General features: G+C 73.8%; 11 protein-coding genes and 2 tRNA genes. 9 read left to right on the forward strand and 4 right to left on the reverse strand.

What is annotated here, in order from left to right; all coding sequences use genetic code 11:
- The first annotated feature begins 131 nt into the window (after positions 1 to 131).
- The 3 genes from ACIQFX_RS02855 to ACIQFX_RS02865 all read left to right on the forward strand — a co-directional run bounded on the left by ACIQFX_RS02855 (position 132) and on the right by ACIQFX_RS02865 (position 3,651).
- Positions 132 to 998: a DUF1906 domain-containing protein gene (locus tag ACIQFX_RS02855; RefSeq protein ID WP_402458569.1), complete on the forward strand. Its 867-nt coding sequence runs from the start codon at positions 132 to 134 to the stop codon at positions 996 to 998.
- Positions 999 to 1,304: 306 nt separating this feature from the next.
- The gene (locus ACIQFX_RS02860; protein ID WP_402458258.1) at positions 1,305 to 1,865 is read left to right on the forward strand and encodes a SigE family RNA polymerase sigma factor; all 561 of its coding nucleotides are present in this window, start codon (positions 1,305 to 1,307) and stop codon (positions 1,863 to 1,865) included.
- A gap of 133 nt (positions 1,866 to 1,998) precedes the next feature.
- Positions 1,999 to 3,651, forward strand: coding sequence for a long-chain fatty acid--CoA ligase (locus tag ACIQFX_RS02865; RefSeq protein WP_402458261.1), 1,653 nt, complete (start codon positions 1,999 to 2,001; stop codon positions 3,649 to 3,651).
- A 216-nt stretch (positions 3,652 to 3,867) separates the two neighbouring features.
- Here the strand turns inward: ACIQFX_RS02865 and ACIQFX_RS02870 are convergent, their stop codons facing one another.
- The gene (locus ACIQFX_RS02870; protein WP_402458264.1) at positions 3,868 to 7,905 is read right to left on the reverse strand and encodes a PAS domain-containing protein; all 4,038 of its coding nucleotides are present in this window, start codon (positions 7,903 to 7,905) and stop codon (positions 3,868 to 3,870) included.
- A gap of 112 nt (positions 7,906 to 8,017) precedes the next feature.
- Positions 8,018 to 8,449: an SSI family serine proteinase inhibitor gene (locus ACIQFX_RS02875; protein ID WP_402458266.1), complete on the reverse strand. Its 432-nt coding sequence runs from the start codon at positions 8,447 to 8,449 to the stop codon at positions 8,018 to 8,020.
- Between the two features lie 240 nt (positions 8,450 to 8,689).
- Here ACIQFX_RS02875 and ACIQFX_RS02880 point away from each other — a divergent pair.
- Together ACIQFX_RS02880 and ACIQFX_RS02885 are read left to right on the forward strand one after the other, a co-directional pair.
- Positions 8,690 to 8,780, forward strand: a tRNA-Ser gene (locus ACIQFX_RS02880).
- 283 nt (positions 8,781 to 9,063) lie between these two features.
- Positions 9,064 to 9,136, forward strand: a tRNA-Arg gene (locus ACIQFX_RS02885).
- 138 nt (positions 9,137 to 9,274) lie between these two features.
- Here ACIQFX_RS02885 and ACIQFX_RS02890 read toward each other — a convergent pair.
- The gene (locus ACIQFX_RS02890) at positions 9,275 to 10,462 is read right to left on the reverse strand and encodes an NAD(P)/FAD-dependent oxidoreductase (RefSeq protein WP_402458268.1); all 1,188 of its coding nucleotides are present in this window, start codon (positions 10,460 to 10,462) and stop codon (positions 9,275 to 9,277) included.
- Between the two features lie 104 nt (positions 10,463 to 10,566).
- Complete coding sequence (gene sigJ, locus ACIQFX_RS02895; protein WP_402458270.1) at positions 10,567 to 11,514, reverse strand: RNA polymerase sigma factor SigJ; 948 nt, start codon at positions 11,512 to 11,514, stop codon at positions 10,567 to 10,569.
- 120 nt (positions 11,515 to 11,634) lie between these two features.
- On the opposite strand from sigJ, the gene ACIQFX_RS02900 reads away from it, so the two are divergent.
- The 4 genes from ACIQFX_RS02900 (at position 11,635) to ACIQFX_RS02915 (ending at position 14,846) form a co-directional block, all read left to right on the forward strand.
- Positions 11,635 to 12,480 (forward strand): BRO family protein, encoded by an 846-nt coding sequence (locus ACIQFX_RS02900; protein ID WP_402458273.1) that lies wholly within the window; start codon positions 11,635 to 11,637, stop codon positions 12,478 to 12,480.
- A gap of 128 nt (positions 12,481 to 12,608) precedes the next feature.
- The gene (locus ACIQFX_RS02905; RefSeq protein WP_402458276.1) at positions 12,609 to 13,475 is read left to right on the forward strand and encodes a DUF2797 domain-containing protein; all 867 of its coding nucleotides are present in this window, start codon (positions 12,609 to 12,611) and stop codon (positions 13,473 to 13,475) included.
- An 86-nt stretch (positions 13,476 to 13,561) separates the two neighbouring features.
- A complete protein-coding gene (locus ACIQFX_RS02910) occupies positions 13,562 to 13,897 on the forward strand; it encodes an antibiotic biosynthesis monooxygenase family protein (RefSeq protein ID WP_402458279.1) in 336 nt (111 codons plus the stop codon).
- Positions 13,898 to 13,979: 82 nt separating this feature from the next.
- Complete coding sequence (locus ACIQFX_RS02915) at positions 13,980 to 14,846, forward strand: amidohydrolase family protein (protein ID WP_402458572.1); 867 nt, start codon at positions 13,980 to 13,982, stop codon at positions 14,844 to 14,846.
- Positions 14,847 to 14,860: the final 14 nt, after the last annotated feature.

The raw sequence follows: 14,860 nt of genomic DNA on the forward strand, positions 1-14,860 counted from the left end.
CACCCGAGCCCTGCCCCGTACGCGCGCCCGAACCCGACCCTGTACCCGTCCCCGAGGCGTCGTCCGCGCCGCCGCCACCGTCCTCGACACCGTCGCCGCCTCCCGGGGCGCGGTCCGTGGTGGCCGCCCTGATGGCGGCGGTGGCGGGCGCGGCCCTCCTGACCGCCCCTGCTGCCGACACCTCCACCCGCGCCGAAGCCTCCACCCATGACACCCGTTCCGACACCACCGCCCATGCCGGTGCGCCCGCGCTCGCGTACTTCGCGGGCAAGGCCTTCGACACGTGTGAGGCGCCGCCGCTCGCGGTGATGGAGGCGTGGCGGAGTTCGACGTACGGGGCCGTGGGGATCTACATCGGCGGCCGGGGGCGGGGGTGCCCGGAGCAGCGGGAGCTGAGCCCGGAGTGGGTCGCCTCGGTGCACGCCATGGGGTGGCGGTTGCTGCCCCTGTTCGTCGGTTCCCAGGCGCCGTGCGTCATCTCCCCCGCCAAGCGGCCGTACGCGATCGGCGCCGACCCCGTGGGGCAGGGCACCAAGGAGGGGGCCGAGGCGGTACGCGCGGCGCAGGCCCTTGGGCTGGGCGCGAGCAGCCCGCTGTACCTCGACATCGAGGCCTACGGGCGGGATGACGCGCGGTGCGCCGCGACGACCCTCTCGTTCGTCCGGGCCTGGAACCGGGAGGTACAGCGCCTCGGCTACGTCCCCGGCTTCTACAGCAGCGCCGAGTCGGGGGTCAGGGACATGGAGGCACAGCGGAAGGCGGGCACGAAGGACCTGCCGGCGGTGATGTGGTTCGCGCGCTGGCGGGGCACGCCGTCGCTGTACACCGAGTCCGTACTGCATCCGCAGGCCTGGACGCCGCACGCCCGCATCCACCAGTACGTGGGCGACGTCGCCGAGTCGCACGGCGGTCGCCGTCTCTTCATCGACCGCAGCGAGGTGGACGCGCCCGTCGCCCGCGTCACGACCAGGACCGCGTTCGCGGCGACCCGGCCCTGACCGGTGCGGGAGCACTGAGCGACGCAGGCCCCGACCGGTGCGGGCGCGCTGGACAGGATCCGCCCGTCCGCTCCCACCGCGCTCCCCCCACCGCCCCCACCGCGCTCCCCCCACCGCCCCCACCGCCCCCACCGCCCCTCCCACGGTCGGTGACCTCCTCCCCAGGCAGGTTCCGACCCTGAGGCGGGGGTCGGGGGACTCCACCCAGAGGAGGTGAAGCCGTCCCCGCCCCTACAACCTGAGGCGGAGCGCGGTTCGGGACCTGGGGCCGATCCGCCGGGGTCCGCGCGCTCCTAGCGTGGAGTCATGACTCCGCCACCCTCTGGCCCCGTCTGCGCCGGTGCCTCGCAGTACGCGTCGTACCCGTCCTTCTCCTCGTACGTACGGGCGCGCGGGCCCGTGCTCCTGCGCACCGCGCGCTCCCTGACCGCCAACCCCTCGGACGCCGAGGACCTCCTCCAGACCGCGCTGACCAAGACCTTCGTGGCCTGGGAGCGCATCGAGGACCACCGGGCGCTGGACGGGTACGTCCGCCGGGCGCTGCTGAACACCCGCACGTCGCAGTGGCGCAAGCGGAAGGTCGACGAGTTCGTCTGCGAGGAGCTGCCGGAGCCCACGGGGCTGCCGGAGCCCGACCCGGCCGAGCGGCAGGTGCTGCACGACGCGATGTGGCGGGCGGTCCTGAAGCTGCCGGAGCGGCAGCGGCAGATGGTGGTCCTGCGGTACTACGAGGACCTGAGCGAGGCGCAGACCGCCGAGGTGCTGGGGGTGTCGGTCGGCACGGTGAAGAGCGCGGTGTCCCGGGCGCTCGGCAAGCTCCGTGAGGACCCGGAGCTGACTCCCGTACGGTGGCGAAACGGGTCGTAGGGCACGCCGCCCGTCCACTTCCGCCAGTGATCACTGGCAATTTCGGTACTCCCGGGTAGTGACATACCGCGCGGTACGTGCGCAGAATCTCCACACCCCTACTGCCACGTAGCGCCCACCGGGAGGACGCCCCGTGTACAGCACCATGCAGGACGTACAGCTGACCGTGAGCCGCATCCTCAAGCACGGGATGACGATCCACGGGAAGTCCACCATCACCACCTGGACGGGCGAGCCCGAGCCGCACCGCCGCACGTTCGCGGAGGCCGGGGCCCGCGCGCACCAGCTGGCCAACGCCCTGCGCGACGAACTCGGTGTCACCGGCGACCAGCGCGTGGCCACCCTCATGTGGAACAACTCCGAGCACGTCGAGGCGTACTTCGCGATCCCCTCGATGGGCGCGGTCCTCCACACGCTCAACCTCCGCCTGCCCCCCGAGCAGCTGGTGTGGATCGTCAACCACGCCGCCGACCGGGTCGTGATCGTCAACGGCTCCCTGCTCCCCCTCCTCGCCCCGCTCCTCCCGCACCTGCCGACGGTCGAGCACGTCGTCGTCGCGGGCCCCGGGGACCGTTCCCTGCTGGACGGCGCCGCCCCGCAGGTACACGAGTACGAGGAGCTGCTCGCCGGCCGCCCGACCACGTACGACTGGCCCGAGCTCGACGAGCGTTCGGCCGCGGCGATGTGCTACACCTCCGGCACCACCGGCGACCCGAAGGGCGTCGTCTACTCCCACCGGTCGATCTACCTGCACTCCATGCAGGTCAACATGGCCGAGTCGATGGGCCTCACCGACCGGGACACGACCCTCGTCGTCGTCCCGCAGTTCCACGTCAACGCCTGGGGCCTGCCGCACGCCACCTTCATGACCGGCATCAACATGCTGATGCCGGACCGCTTCCTCCAGCCGGCCCCGCTCGCCGAGATGATCGAGCGCGAGAAGCCGACGCACGCGGCCGCCGTCCCCACCATCTGGCAGGGCCTGCTCGCCGAGGTCACCGCCAACCCCCGCGACCTCTCCTCGATGGCCCAGGTCACCATCGGCGGCGCCGCCTGTCCGCCCTCCCTCATGGAGGCCTACGACCGGCTCGGCGTCCGCCTCTGCCACGCCTGGGGCATGACCGAGACCTCCCCGCTCGGCACGATGGCCCACCCGCCGCACGGCCTCACCGCCGAGGAGGAGTGGCCCTACCGCGTCACGCAGGGCCGCTTCCCGGCCGGCGTCGAGGCCCGCCTGGTCGGCCCCTCCGGCGAACACCTGCCCTGGGACGGCGAGTCGGCGGGCGAGCTGGAGGTGCGCGGCACCTGGATCGCCGGCTCGTACTTCGGCGGCGTCGACGCCGAGGAGATACGCCCCGCCGACAAGTTCAGCGAGGACGGCTGGCTGAAGACCGGCGACGTCGGCGTGATCAGCCCCGACGGCTTCCTCACCCTCACCGACCGTGCCAAGGACGTCATCAAGTCCGGCGGCGAGTGGATCTCCAGCGTCGAGCTCGAGAACGCCCTCATGGCCCACCCGGAGGTCGCCGAGGCCGCCGTCGTCGCCGTACCGGACGAGAAGTGGGGCGAGCGCCCGCTGGCCACCGTCGTCCTCAAGGAGGGCGGCACCGCGGACTACGAGACGCTGCGGGCCTTCCTCGGCGACGAGGGCGGCATCGCCAAGTGGCAGCTGCCCGAGCGCTGGGCGATCGTGCCGGCGGTGCCGAAGACGAGCGTCGGCAAGTTCGACAAGAAGGTCATCCGCAGGCAGTACGCGGAGGGCGAGCTGGACGTGACCCAGCTCTAGGCTCCGGCCGAGCGGCGGGTCCGCGTACGGAACCGGGTCCGCGTACGGAACCGGGTCCGCGTACGGAACCGGGCCCGCGGACGGAACCGGGCCCGCGGACGGGGCCGGTTCTCCGGACGGAAAAGGGAGGGCGGGGGCGCCCTCCCTTTTCCCTTGGTCCGTGCCTTCGTCCGCGTCTCTGCCAGGTTCTCTGCCCGGGCAGAGACGCGGGCCCGGTCAGTTGGTGCCGATCTTCGCGAGCAGGTCGACGATCCGGGCCTGGACCTCGGTGCTGTTCGACCGCTCGGCGAGGAAGAGGACCGTCTCGCCGGAGGACAGCTTCGGCAGCTCCTCCTCGTCGAGGTCGACCGAGGTGTAGACGACGAGCGGGGTGCGGTTCAACTGCCCGTTCGCCCGCAGCCAGTCGATGATCCCGGCCCGGCGCCGGCGCACCTGCATCAGGTCCATGACGACCAGGTTCGGCAGCGTCTCCGTGGCGAGCGCGACCGCCTCCGTGTCCGTCGCCGCCCGCGACACCTGCATCCCGCGCCGCTCCAGCGTGGCCGCCAGCGCGTCCGCGATGTCCTCGTGCTCCTCGATCAGCAGGACCCGGGACGGGTGCTGCTCGCTGTCGCGCGGCGCGAGCGCCTTGAGGAGTACGGCCGGGTCGGCGCCGTACGCCGCCTCCCTGGTCGCCTGCCCCAGCCCCGCCGCGAGCAGCACCGGCACCTCGGCGGCGACGGCGGCCTGGCGCAGCGACTGCAGCGCGGTGCGGGTGATCGGCCCGGTCAGCGGGTCGACGAACAGCGCGGCCGGGAAGGCGGCGATCTGCGCGTCGACCTCCTCGCGGGAGTGCACGATCACCGGCCGGTAGCCGCGGTCGCTCAACGCCTGCTGGGTGGCGACGTCGGGCGCGGGCCAGACGAGCAGCCGGCGGGGGTTGTCGAGGGGCTCCGGGGGCAGCTCGTCGTCGACGGGGCGCGGAGCCGGCCGGTTGGCCACCTCGATCGCGCCGCCGGGACCGTCGAGCGGCTCGGGGCCTTCGGCGGAGCCCTCGGCGGGCGCCCCTATGGCGTACGCGCGCCCCTCGGGCGCGGCCGGGACGAGCCCGAGCGCGGCCTCGGGCGAGGACTGCGGGTGCGGCCTCGCCTCGACCTCGGCACCGGCCGCCGCGGGCAGCGCCGCCGGCGCCGGCGGGTCCACCTCGGGCGGCGTCGCGAGCTTCCGTCGCCTCCCCGACCCGTTGGAGGGCGCGGCAGGAGCCATGGCGGGCGCCGCGGCGGTCGTCGGCGCGGGCGGCACGAAGGGCACGCCCTGCCCGAGCGTACGGACGCTGAACGCCCGCCCCTGCGTCGAGTCCTTCGGCATCGGCAGCTCGGGCGGCAGCGGTACGGAACCGGTGCCGGTCCCCGGACCCGTGCCCGTCCCGGAACCGGTGGCGCTCCGCGCCTCGACCCCGGCGCCGTCCCGCGGGGCGGGCGTCGCCACGGCCCGGCGACGCCCCGCCGCCTCGGCCTGCGCCCCGTCCCGAAGCTCCTCGGGCAGCGGGGACCTGGGCAGCGGATGCGGCTGCGGAGGCGTGTGGTCGGCGCCCGGCACACCCCGTACGGCCTCGTGCCGCCCCTCGTCGGCCACCGGCAGCGCACCGGCACCGGCCGCCGGAGCGACGGCCGCACCGGCCATGGGCAGCGGCGAGGACGCGGCGCCGGACACGGAATCGTGCCCGGGCGGAGAACCGGGTACGGGCACGTAACCGAGCCCGGGAACGGAACCCACGCCGGGAACGGCGGACGACCCGGGAACAGCGGCAAGACCGCCGTCCTCCGCAGCCTCGGGCCCACGGTCGGCATCGGCCGGCGGCAGCGCGAACGGCGTCCGCGGCCCCGCGTCGGCCGCGGCCGCGCGCTCCTGCGCCGCGGCCAGGGCCCTGCGGCGACGGCCGCTCGGCTGCTGCTGCTCCACGGGCGCGTCCTCGCCGGACGACACGGCCGGCAGGGCCCGGGCGAGCGCGGGAGCCCCCACGGGCTCGACGGCGACCCCCTGCGGCGGAACGGCGGCCCCCAGCGCGGCACGCCCCTGCGCGCCCTCGGCGGCGGTCACCACGGCACCCTCGGCGGGACGGCCCCGGCGACGCCCGGTGGGCTCCACGCGGCCCGCGGGGTCGACGACCCCGGCCGCACCGGACGGTACGACGGCGGGGGCGTCCACGGCGGCGTTCTGCTGGGCCGGGATCAGCTCGGCCGGAGCGGCGGCCTCTCCCGTACGCGCACGGCGGCGCCCACTCGGCTCGGCACCGGCCCGCGCGTCACCCTCGGGCGCGACCGCACTCTCCAGGAACGCGTCGGTGGAACTCCGCCGTGCCCGCCGCCGCCCACCACCGGAGGTCTCCGCCCCGGAGACCGGCACGGGGGCCGCGTCGGAACCAGTACCGACACCGACACCGACACCGACACCAACACCAACACCGACACCAACACCGAAACCGACACCGGAATCGGCACTCGCGCCGACCGCGGAGCCCGAAGTTGAATCGGAACCCGAACCGGAACCCGAGCTCGTGCCTGCACCCGAACCCGTACCCATGTCCGCGCTCGTGCCCGTGCCGGACGACGTGGCCTGGGCCGGCAGCGCGAGGGCCCCCCGGCCGCCGCCCTCGGGCGCGTCGCTCCGGGGCGCGGGCGGGACGGTGCCGCGACCGGCGCCGAGCGGCACTTCGAGGACGTACGCGCCGCCGCTCGTGCCCGGCACCTCGTGGGTCTGCACGACACCGCCGTGCGCCGCCACGATGCCGCGCACGACGGGCCCGTGGACTGGGTCGCCGCCCGCGTACGGGCCGCGGACCTCGATGCGTACGACGTCACCGCGCCGTGCGGCCGCGACGACGATCGTGGAGTCGGCGGGCACGGAGCCCTGGGCGGTCGCCCGGTTCTTGCCGGTCGCGTCGACGCCGGCGACGTCCGCGACGAGGTGCGAGAGCGCGGTCGCGAGCCGGACCGGGTCGACCTCGGCCTCGATCGGCGGCGCGTGCACCGCGAACTGCGCGCGGCCGGGTCCGATCAGCTCGACGGCCCCGTCGATGCCGGCCGTCACGACCCCGTCGAGGAGCGCGACCCGCTTCTCCAGCTCCTCCGCGCCCGCGTCGAGGCGCTGGTAGCCCAGGACGTTGTCCACGAGCGCCGTCATGCGGGCGTACCCGGCGGCGAGGTGGTGCAGCACCTGGTTGGCCTCGGGCCACAGCTGCCCGGCGTCGTCGGCGGCGAGGGTGCCCAGCTGGGTGCGGAGCTCCTCGAGGGGGCCGCGGAGCGACTCGGCGAGGACCGCGGTCAGCTGCTCGTGCCGGGCCGTCAGCGAGGCGTACCGCTCCTGCTGCGTCTCCCGCTCGGCCGCGTGCCGCTCGGCACGGTCGGCGAGCTCGGCGGCATGCCGCTCGGTGAGCTCGGCGAGCTCGGCGGCGTGCTGCTCGACGAGCTCCTCGTACGGCCTGCGGTCGGTGAAGGTCATCACCGCGCCGACGAGCTGGTCCCCGTCGCGCACCGGAGCCGTCGTCAGGTCGACCGGCACCCGGTCGCCCTTCTTCGCCCACAGGACCTGCCCGCGGACCCGGTGCTTCCGGCCGGACTTGAGGGTGTCGGCGAGCGGCGACTCCTCGTAGGGGAACGGCTCGCCGTCCGCGCGCTTGGCGAGGATCAGGGGGTGCAGCTCCTGGCCGCCGAGCTCGCCGGCCCGGTAGCCGAGGATCTGCGCGGCGGCGGGGTTGACGAGGACGACCCGGCCGTCGGTGTCCGTGCCGACGACGCCCTCGGCCGCGGCGCGCAGGATCATCTCGGTCTGGCGCTGCGAGCGGGCGAGTTCGGCCTCGGTGTCGAGGGTGCCGGTGAGGTCCCGCACGACGAGCATGAGGAGCTCGTCGCCGGTGTAGCCGCCGTACGAGTCGTAGGCCTCGCGGCCGTCCTCCAGGCTGGCGCTGGTCACCTCGACGGGGAACTCGCCGCCGTCGGTACGCCGGGCGATCATCCGGGCCGGCTTGGTGCGGCCCCGCTCGTCGGTGCCCTCGGGGCGGCGCATGGAGCCGGGGATGAGGCGCGAGTCGAAGCCGGGCAGCAGGTCGAGCAGGCCGCGGCCGACGAGCGCGGTGCCGGGCGTCTCGAACATGCCGAGGGCGATCGTGTTGGCGTTGACGACCGTGCCGTTGCAGTTGACGAGCACGAGGCCGTCGGGAAGGGCGTCGAGTATCGCTGCGAGGCGAGCAGCGCCTCGGGATGGCCTGCTGCTCACGACGACGCTTCCTCCCAGACCCACTGCACGTGCTTGCCCATCGACCGCGGCCCCATCTTGCCCCTCGGGCCGCAGCCTGTCACTGAGGGGAGTCTAAGGGAGCCTCCGGGCGTCATCCCCGGACGATCGGAAGGACCGGCTCCAGGTTCGCCCAGCGGTCGATCTCGCAACCGTTCGCGCGGGAGAACCGGGCGTCGACCTCACGGCCCTGCCAGGTGCCCGTGACGTGCGCGAGCGCGGGCCCGCCGTACACCTGGGTACACAGCGCGTCCCGCGGCACCGACTTGAACGGGTCCTCCCCCTCCTTCGCCAGCTGCTCCAGCCGCTCGCAGGCGTCCTCCGCCGCCGGATGGCTCCCCCCGGCCCGGTCGTCGCACGTCAGCTCGAACGTGCCGTCCGCCGTCGGATGCCCGCTCTTCTCGACCGTCACCGTCAGCGTCTCGGGCCCCGAGGCCTCCGAGAGCAGCGGCAGCGGCGGCAGCGGCCCCAACCCGGCCGTCCCGGCGGCGGTGGCGAGGGTCGCGAGGACGAGGCTGCGCAGCATGCGGATCTCCAGGAATACGAGGTGGCGTCACACACGGACGCACGGCGCGCCCGCCCCCTCTAACGCTCCGACCGCCGCCGCGTTGCGCAACCGGGTTGCTCCGTGCGGCCGCACGCCACGATCCACCCCAGGACTTTGCCCTGGACCCCCCATGCCTAGTACGGTGAGAATCGATTGGTGACACCCGGTTCGCCTGTGTCATCATCTGCACGCACCACCCGCGTATGCGCGAGGTGCGAAGGAGGCGTCGCCTAGTCCGGTCTATGGCGCCGCACTGCTAATGCGGTTTGGGCCTTCAAGCCCATCGAGGGTTCAAATCCCTCCGCCTCCGCCCCTACCGAAGCCCCGGCCCCCAAGGCCGGGGCTTCGGCCGTTTCCACCCTTCCCGCACCCCCTGTGACCCCGGTCTCTTTCCACCCCGCCCCCGCCCCCCGACCCCCCTCGCCATGCCCGCTCCCCACCCCTCCCCACCTCATCCCATCCCAACGTTTTCGCAGGTCACAAGGGGTGCGGGGAATGGATTTCACATGACGGCGGCAGTCATGTAATGTTCTTCCTGTCGCCGGGACAGCGGGCCGAAAGGGCCGGAAAACGGAGACAAGAACTAAAAACAAGCACTCGTAGCTTAACGGATAGAGCATCTGACTACGGATCAGAAGGTTGCAGGTTCGAATCCTGCCGAGTGCACACAGGTGAGAGGCCCCGGACGAAAGTCCGGGGCCTCTCGCGTTGTTCGGGTTCGGGTGGGGTGGGTGGGAAGAGGCCCCGCCGGGGGTTCGGGGGGCCTCTTGTGTTGTTCGGGGTGCGGCGGGGCCGGGGGCGGGGTCAGGCGGTGGCCTTGGCCGGGGTGGCCGGGTGGTGGAGGGCGGGGCGGCGGCGGGTGGGGAGGCCGAGGGTGGGGTTGGTGACGCCCCAGGCGGCGGCCTTGCAGACGAACTCCTTGTAGCGGGCGGCGATGCGGCCGGTGAGGGCGGCGCTGACCGCGCGGTCGTCGGCGGTGACGTACTGGATGAGGCCTTCGCGGCGGCCGAGCGAGATGCACTGGTTGAAGTAGCGCGGGGCGGTCTTGGGGAGCTTGCCGCCGGTGAGTCGGGCGGCGATGGTGTCGGCCGCCTGCCAGGCCATGGGGACGCCCGAGGCGCAGGACATGCGCAGCGGCTTGTCGCCGGGGCCCATGGCGAGGGCGGCGTCGCCGACGGCGTACACGTCGGGGTGGGAGACCGAGCGCATGGTGTCGTCGACGAGGATGCGGCCGGTCTCGGTGACGTCGAGGGTGGTGGCGCGGGCGATGGGGTGGACCGCGAAGCCGGTGGTCCAGACGGTGACCGCGGCGGGGACCGGGCCGTCGGTGGTGGTGATCCGGTCGGCCTCGACGCCGGTGACCGAGGTGTTCTCGTGCGCGGTGATGCCGAGGCGGTCGAAGACCTTCCGCACGTGCTGCCGGCCCTTGGGCGAGAGCCAGTCGCCGAGGCCGCCGCGGGCGGCGAGGGCGACGTCGAGGTCGGGGCGGGCCTCGGCGATCTCGGTCGCGGCCTCCAGGCCGGTGAGGCCGCCGCCGACGACGACCACGGACCGTCCGGCCTCCAGGCCGGCGAGGCGGTCGCGCAGCCGGAGCGCTCCGGGGCGGCTGGAGACCTCGTGGGCGTGCTCGGTGGTGCCGGGGGCGCCCTGGGTGTCCCAGCCGCTGCCGAGGGCGTAGACGAGGGTGTCGTACTCCAGCTCCTCGGTGCCGTTCGGGGCGGTGACGGTGACGGTCCGGCGCTCGGCGTCGACGGCGGTCACGGTCGCGAGCTTCAGTTCGACGCCGGTGCCGGCGAACATCTCGCTGAGCGGCCGGGGCTTGAGGTCCTGGCCGACCGCCAGCTGGTGCAGGCGGACGCGCTCGACGAAGTCGGGCTCGGGGTTCACCAGGGTGATGGTGGCGTCCTCGCGGCGCAGCTGCTTGGCGAGGCGCCCGGCGGCGGTGGCTCCGGTGTAGCCGGCTCCGAGGACGATGATGCGGTGCTGCTGCATGTGCCTGCTCCTGTCTCGCTCGCGGTGTCGTGACTTGAACCGGGCAGCCCGTCGATTCCTGACAGGTGGCGAGTGTGAAGCAGGTCACATGGCGGTGAGGGGTGTCAGAAAGCGGCCTCCATCAGCGGCGCGCCGTGGTCGGAGGCCGCCCAGATCCGCGTCGCGCGGTCGAGCTTGTCGGGGTTGACCTGGTTGCGGAAGGCGATGATGCCGTCGGGGCCGACCTCCAGGCACATGATGCCGACGACCCGGCCGTCGAGGACCGCGACGACGGCGGGGGCGCCGTTGGCGGTCGTGGCGTAGACGTCGGGCGAGCCGCCGATGATGGTGCGCTTGGCGGTGCTGGGCTTGAACAGGCCGCGCAGGAACGTCGCGACCGCGAGGGCGCCCTCGAACGCCTTCGCGCGGGCCGGGACCTTCCCGCCGCCGTCGCCGATCGCGACGGCGTCCGCGGTGAGCAGCCGGACGAGCGGCTCGGTCCTGCCGGTCGTGGCGGCCGCGAGGAACTCCTCGACGATCCGCCGGGCCTCGGCGTCGGTGATCTCGGTGCGGGCCTTGCCGGCGGCGACGTGCTTCTTGGCGCGGTGGAAGATCTGCTGGCAGGACGCCTCGCTGATGTCGAGGATCTCGGCGATCTCCCGGTGCGGGTAGTCGAAGGCCTCCCGCAGCACGTACACCGCGCGCTCGTTGGGGGAGAGGCGCTCCATGACGGCGAGGACGGCGTACGAGACGGATTCGCGCTGCTCGGCGGTGTCGGCGGGGCCGAGCATCGGGTCGCCGGAGAGCAGCGGTTCGGGCAGCCACTCGCCCACGTACGTCTCGCGCCGTGCGCGGGCCGAGGTGAGCTGGTTGAGGCACAGGTTGGTGAGGACCTTCGTCAGCCACGCCTCGGGGACCTCGATGCGGTCGACGTCGGCGGCCTGCCAGCGCAGGAAGGTGTCCTGCACGGCGTCCTCGGCCTCGCTCGCCGAGCCGAGGAGGCGGTAGGCGATGGCCTCCAGGCGCCGCCTGGAAGCCTCGAACCGGTCGACGTCGTTCAAGGTCAGAGCCATGGTTCGGATTTTAGTCCGAGAGCCCCGCTCGGCAAGGATCCACTTTTGGGTGAACCCGTCCGATTTCCATGTCAGTTGAATATGCCTTCGGCCTAGCTTGCGAGACGGAGGTGATGATCGATGGACGCGATCGACATCGATGACTTGGTGCGGGCGGCCACCGGGGCCCGGCTGCGGCGGCTGACCGCGCCGGACGGTTCGTACTGGTTCCCCGTCGCGGACGTGGCGAAGCGGCTGGGGTACGCGGGGTCCCGCGAGGCGCTGCGCGGCGCGGCGCTGCCCGCGGGGTGCCTGGCTTCCGCACGGGAGCTGGCCGGCGGCACCGGGATACTCGCCCGGTGCGGCATCCGTGCCTCGGCGCGGATGGTGAGCCTCCAGGGGCTCGTCCAGCTCGTCGGGGGTTGCCGCAGACCCGAGGCCGGGCCGTTCCGGGCGTGGACGGCGGAGATGGTGGCGGCGGTCCAGCGGGACGGCGGCTACCGGCTCGAACGCTCCCCGGTGGATGCCGGGTTCGTGCTGCCGCCGGACCTCGTCGACGTCCTCGTACGGCTGGAGGGGCGGTTCGACGAGCGGGCGACCGCCTGCGCCGAGTCCGCCGGGTCCGTCGGGTCCGCGGAGTACGCGGAGCTGCTGCGCGCGACCCGGCGCAGCCTCTCAAGGGTCGCCGACTCCCTTGAGCGGCTCGCCGTGCCGCGCCAGCGCACCTCGGACTCCGTCGTCGAACTCACCCCGCAGGAGCTCGTCGACTCCTGGGCGATCACGGGGGACGTGCGGACCGTCGCCACCTGCCTCGCGCCCGCGCTCGTCCGGGGCGGCGTCCGCTACCGGGCCCAGGACGTCACCCGCAGCACCGGCCTGTCCGGCGAGCGCGTACGGGACTGCGTACGGCTCCTCATCGAGCGCGGCTGCATGCGGGAGGTCGGCGGCCCCGACCCGGACGGCGCCCGGATCTACGTCCTGCCGTGACCCGCCCGGGGGGAGGGGCGAGAGGAGGGCGTGGAGGGGACGGGGGCGTGTCGGAGACTGGACCGTGCGACGCGGGTCGGGGTGACCGGATGGCCGGGGCGGCTCGGGAGGGCGAGGAGGTGCGGGGCGTGGAGTGGCGGTGTCGGGGGCTCGGCTGGGCCGGCGGGGTGCCCGGACTGCGGTGGCGGGGCGGGAGGGTGAGCGCGCTCCGCTACGGGCAGGAGCTTTCGTTCCGGGCCGTCGGTGTGCGGCGGTGTCCCGGGGCCCGGGGGAATCCGTGCCCGGTGGAGGCCGTGGTGCCGGGGCGGGCCACCGGCGGGCGGTGTCCGGAGTGCGCGCGGCTCGACCGGGCCCGTTCGGTGGCCGCGGACACCGTCGCCGACGACCCGCAGCCGTACCGCGTGTACCTGGCCTGGTTCGGGCCCGGGATGACCAAGGTCGGCATCACGGCGGAGGCCCGGGGCGAGGCGCGGCTCCTGGAGCAGGGGGCGGTCACGTTCAGCTGGCTCGGCCGGGGCCCGCTGATGGCGGCGCGGCGCACCGAGGAGGTGCTGCGGCAGGCCCTCGGCGTGCCGGACCGGGTGGCGTACGAGCGGAAGCGCGCCGTGCGGCACGTCCTGCCGCCCGCCGGTGAACGCGCCGGCGAGGTGGGGGAACTGCACCGGCGGGCCGGGGGCGTCGGCGGGTGGACGGAGACCCTGGAGCCGCTGGGGTTCGCCGCGCGCGACCATGCCGGCGCCTTCCACCTGGACGGGTTGCCGCCGCTCGCCGGCACGGTCGCCGAACTGGTCGACGGCGGTGTCGTCACCGGTCGGCTGCTCGCCGCCGCCGGACCCGACCTGCACCTCCTGGCGCCCGACGGGCGCTGCCTCGCCCTCGACACCCGGGTCATGGGCGGCTGGGTCCTGGAGGCCGCGGGGGCGGGGGAGGGCTTCTCGGTGCCGGTGACGGCGGCGGCTCCGGTGGTCGGGAGCGCCCAGGAAGGGCTGTTCTGAGCCCCCGTACCCCTCTTCGTAAAGTCTTGGATCCCTTTCCCCGGGCGGCGTGGACATCCCGCCGCCGTCCCGGCGAGGGTGATCACATGACTCCGAAGCTGGTGGCGGGCATCGAACCGCCCTACTACACCGCCGTGTTCACTTCCGTCCGTCCCGACGCCCCCGAGGGATACGCCGAGACCTCCGCCCGGATGCACGAGATCGTCCAGGAGGTCCCCGGTTTCCTCGGCTACGAGTCGGCCCGCACCCCCGGTGGCATCGGCATCACCGTCGCCTACTTCCGCGATCTGGAGTCGCTCGACTCCTGGCGCCTCGACACGGAGCACCAGGCGGCCAAGGCGCACGGACGGGAGCACTGGTACGAGAGCTACAGCGTCCACATCGGCAGGGTCGAGCGGAGTTACGGCTTTGAGCGCGAGTGACAGCGGCAGCGGTGGCGGCGGTCACGACGACAGCGGCAGCCACAGCGACAGCCACGACGCCAGTCGTGGCGACACGACGGCGCTGCTGCGGCGGCTCGGGATCCCCGGGCTCGTGGACGTGCACACGCACTTCATGCCGCAGAACGTCCTCGACAAGGTGTGGGCGTACTTCGACGCCGTCGGTCCGCTGACCGGCATGGAGTGGCCCATCACCTACCGCGAGGAGGAGGACCGGCGGCTCGCGCTCCTCCGCGGGTTCGGGGCGGTCGCCTTCACGGCGATGCTCTACCCGCACAAGCCCGGCATGGCCGCCTGGCTGAACTCCTGGGCCGCCGACTTCGCCGCCCGCACCCCCGACTGCCTGCACACCGCGACCCTCTTCCCCGAGCCGGGCGTGAGCACGTACGTCCACCAGGCGCTCGACGCCGGGGCCCGGGTCTTCAAGGTGCACCTCCAGGTGGGCGGGTTCGACCCGACGGACATCGAGCTCGACAGCTCCTGGGGAGCCCTTGCCGACAGCGGTACCCCCGTCGTCGTGCACTGCGGCTCCGGGCCCACGCCGGGGAAGTTCACCGGGCCGGAGCCCATGGGGCGGCTGCTCGCCCGGCACCCGAGGCTGCGGGTGATCGTCGCGCACATGGGGATGCCGGAGTACGGGGACTTCCTGGACCTGGCGCAGCGGTACGAGGGCATCCGGCTGGACACCACCATGGCGTTCACGGACTTCAGCGAGCGGCTCGCGCCCTTCCCGGTGGCCGAACACAAGCGGCTGGTCGACCTCGGCGACCGGATCCTCCTCGGCTCGGACTTCCCGAACATCCCGTATCCGTACGTCCACCAGCTCGACGCCCTGGAACGGCTCGGGCTCGGGGACGACTGGCTCCGGCGGGTCCTGTACGAGAACGGGGCCGCGCTGTTTCACGTGAAACAACGGCTGCCCGCCGCCTGAGGCCTTTCTCAGGG

This window comes from Streptomyces sp. NPDC093089 (genome assembly GCF_044754405.1).
In the GTDB taxonomy this organism is placed as follows: Bacteria; Actinomycetota; Actinomycetes; order Streptomycetales; family Streptomycetaceae; genus Streptomyces.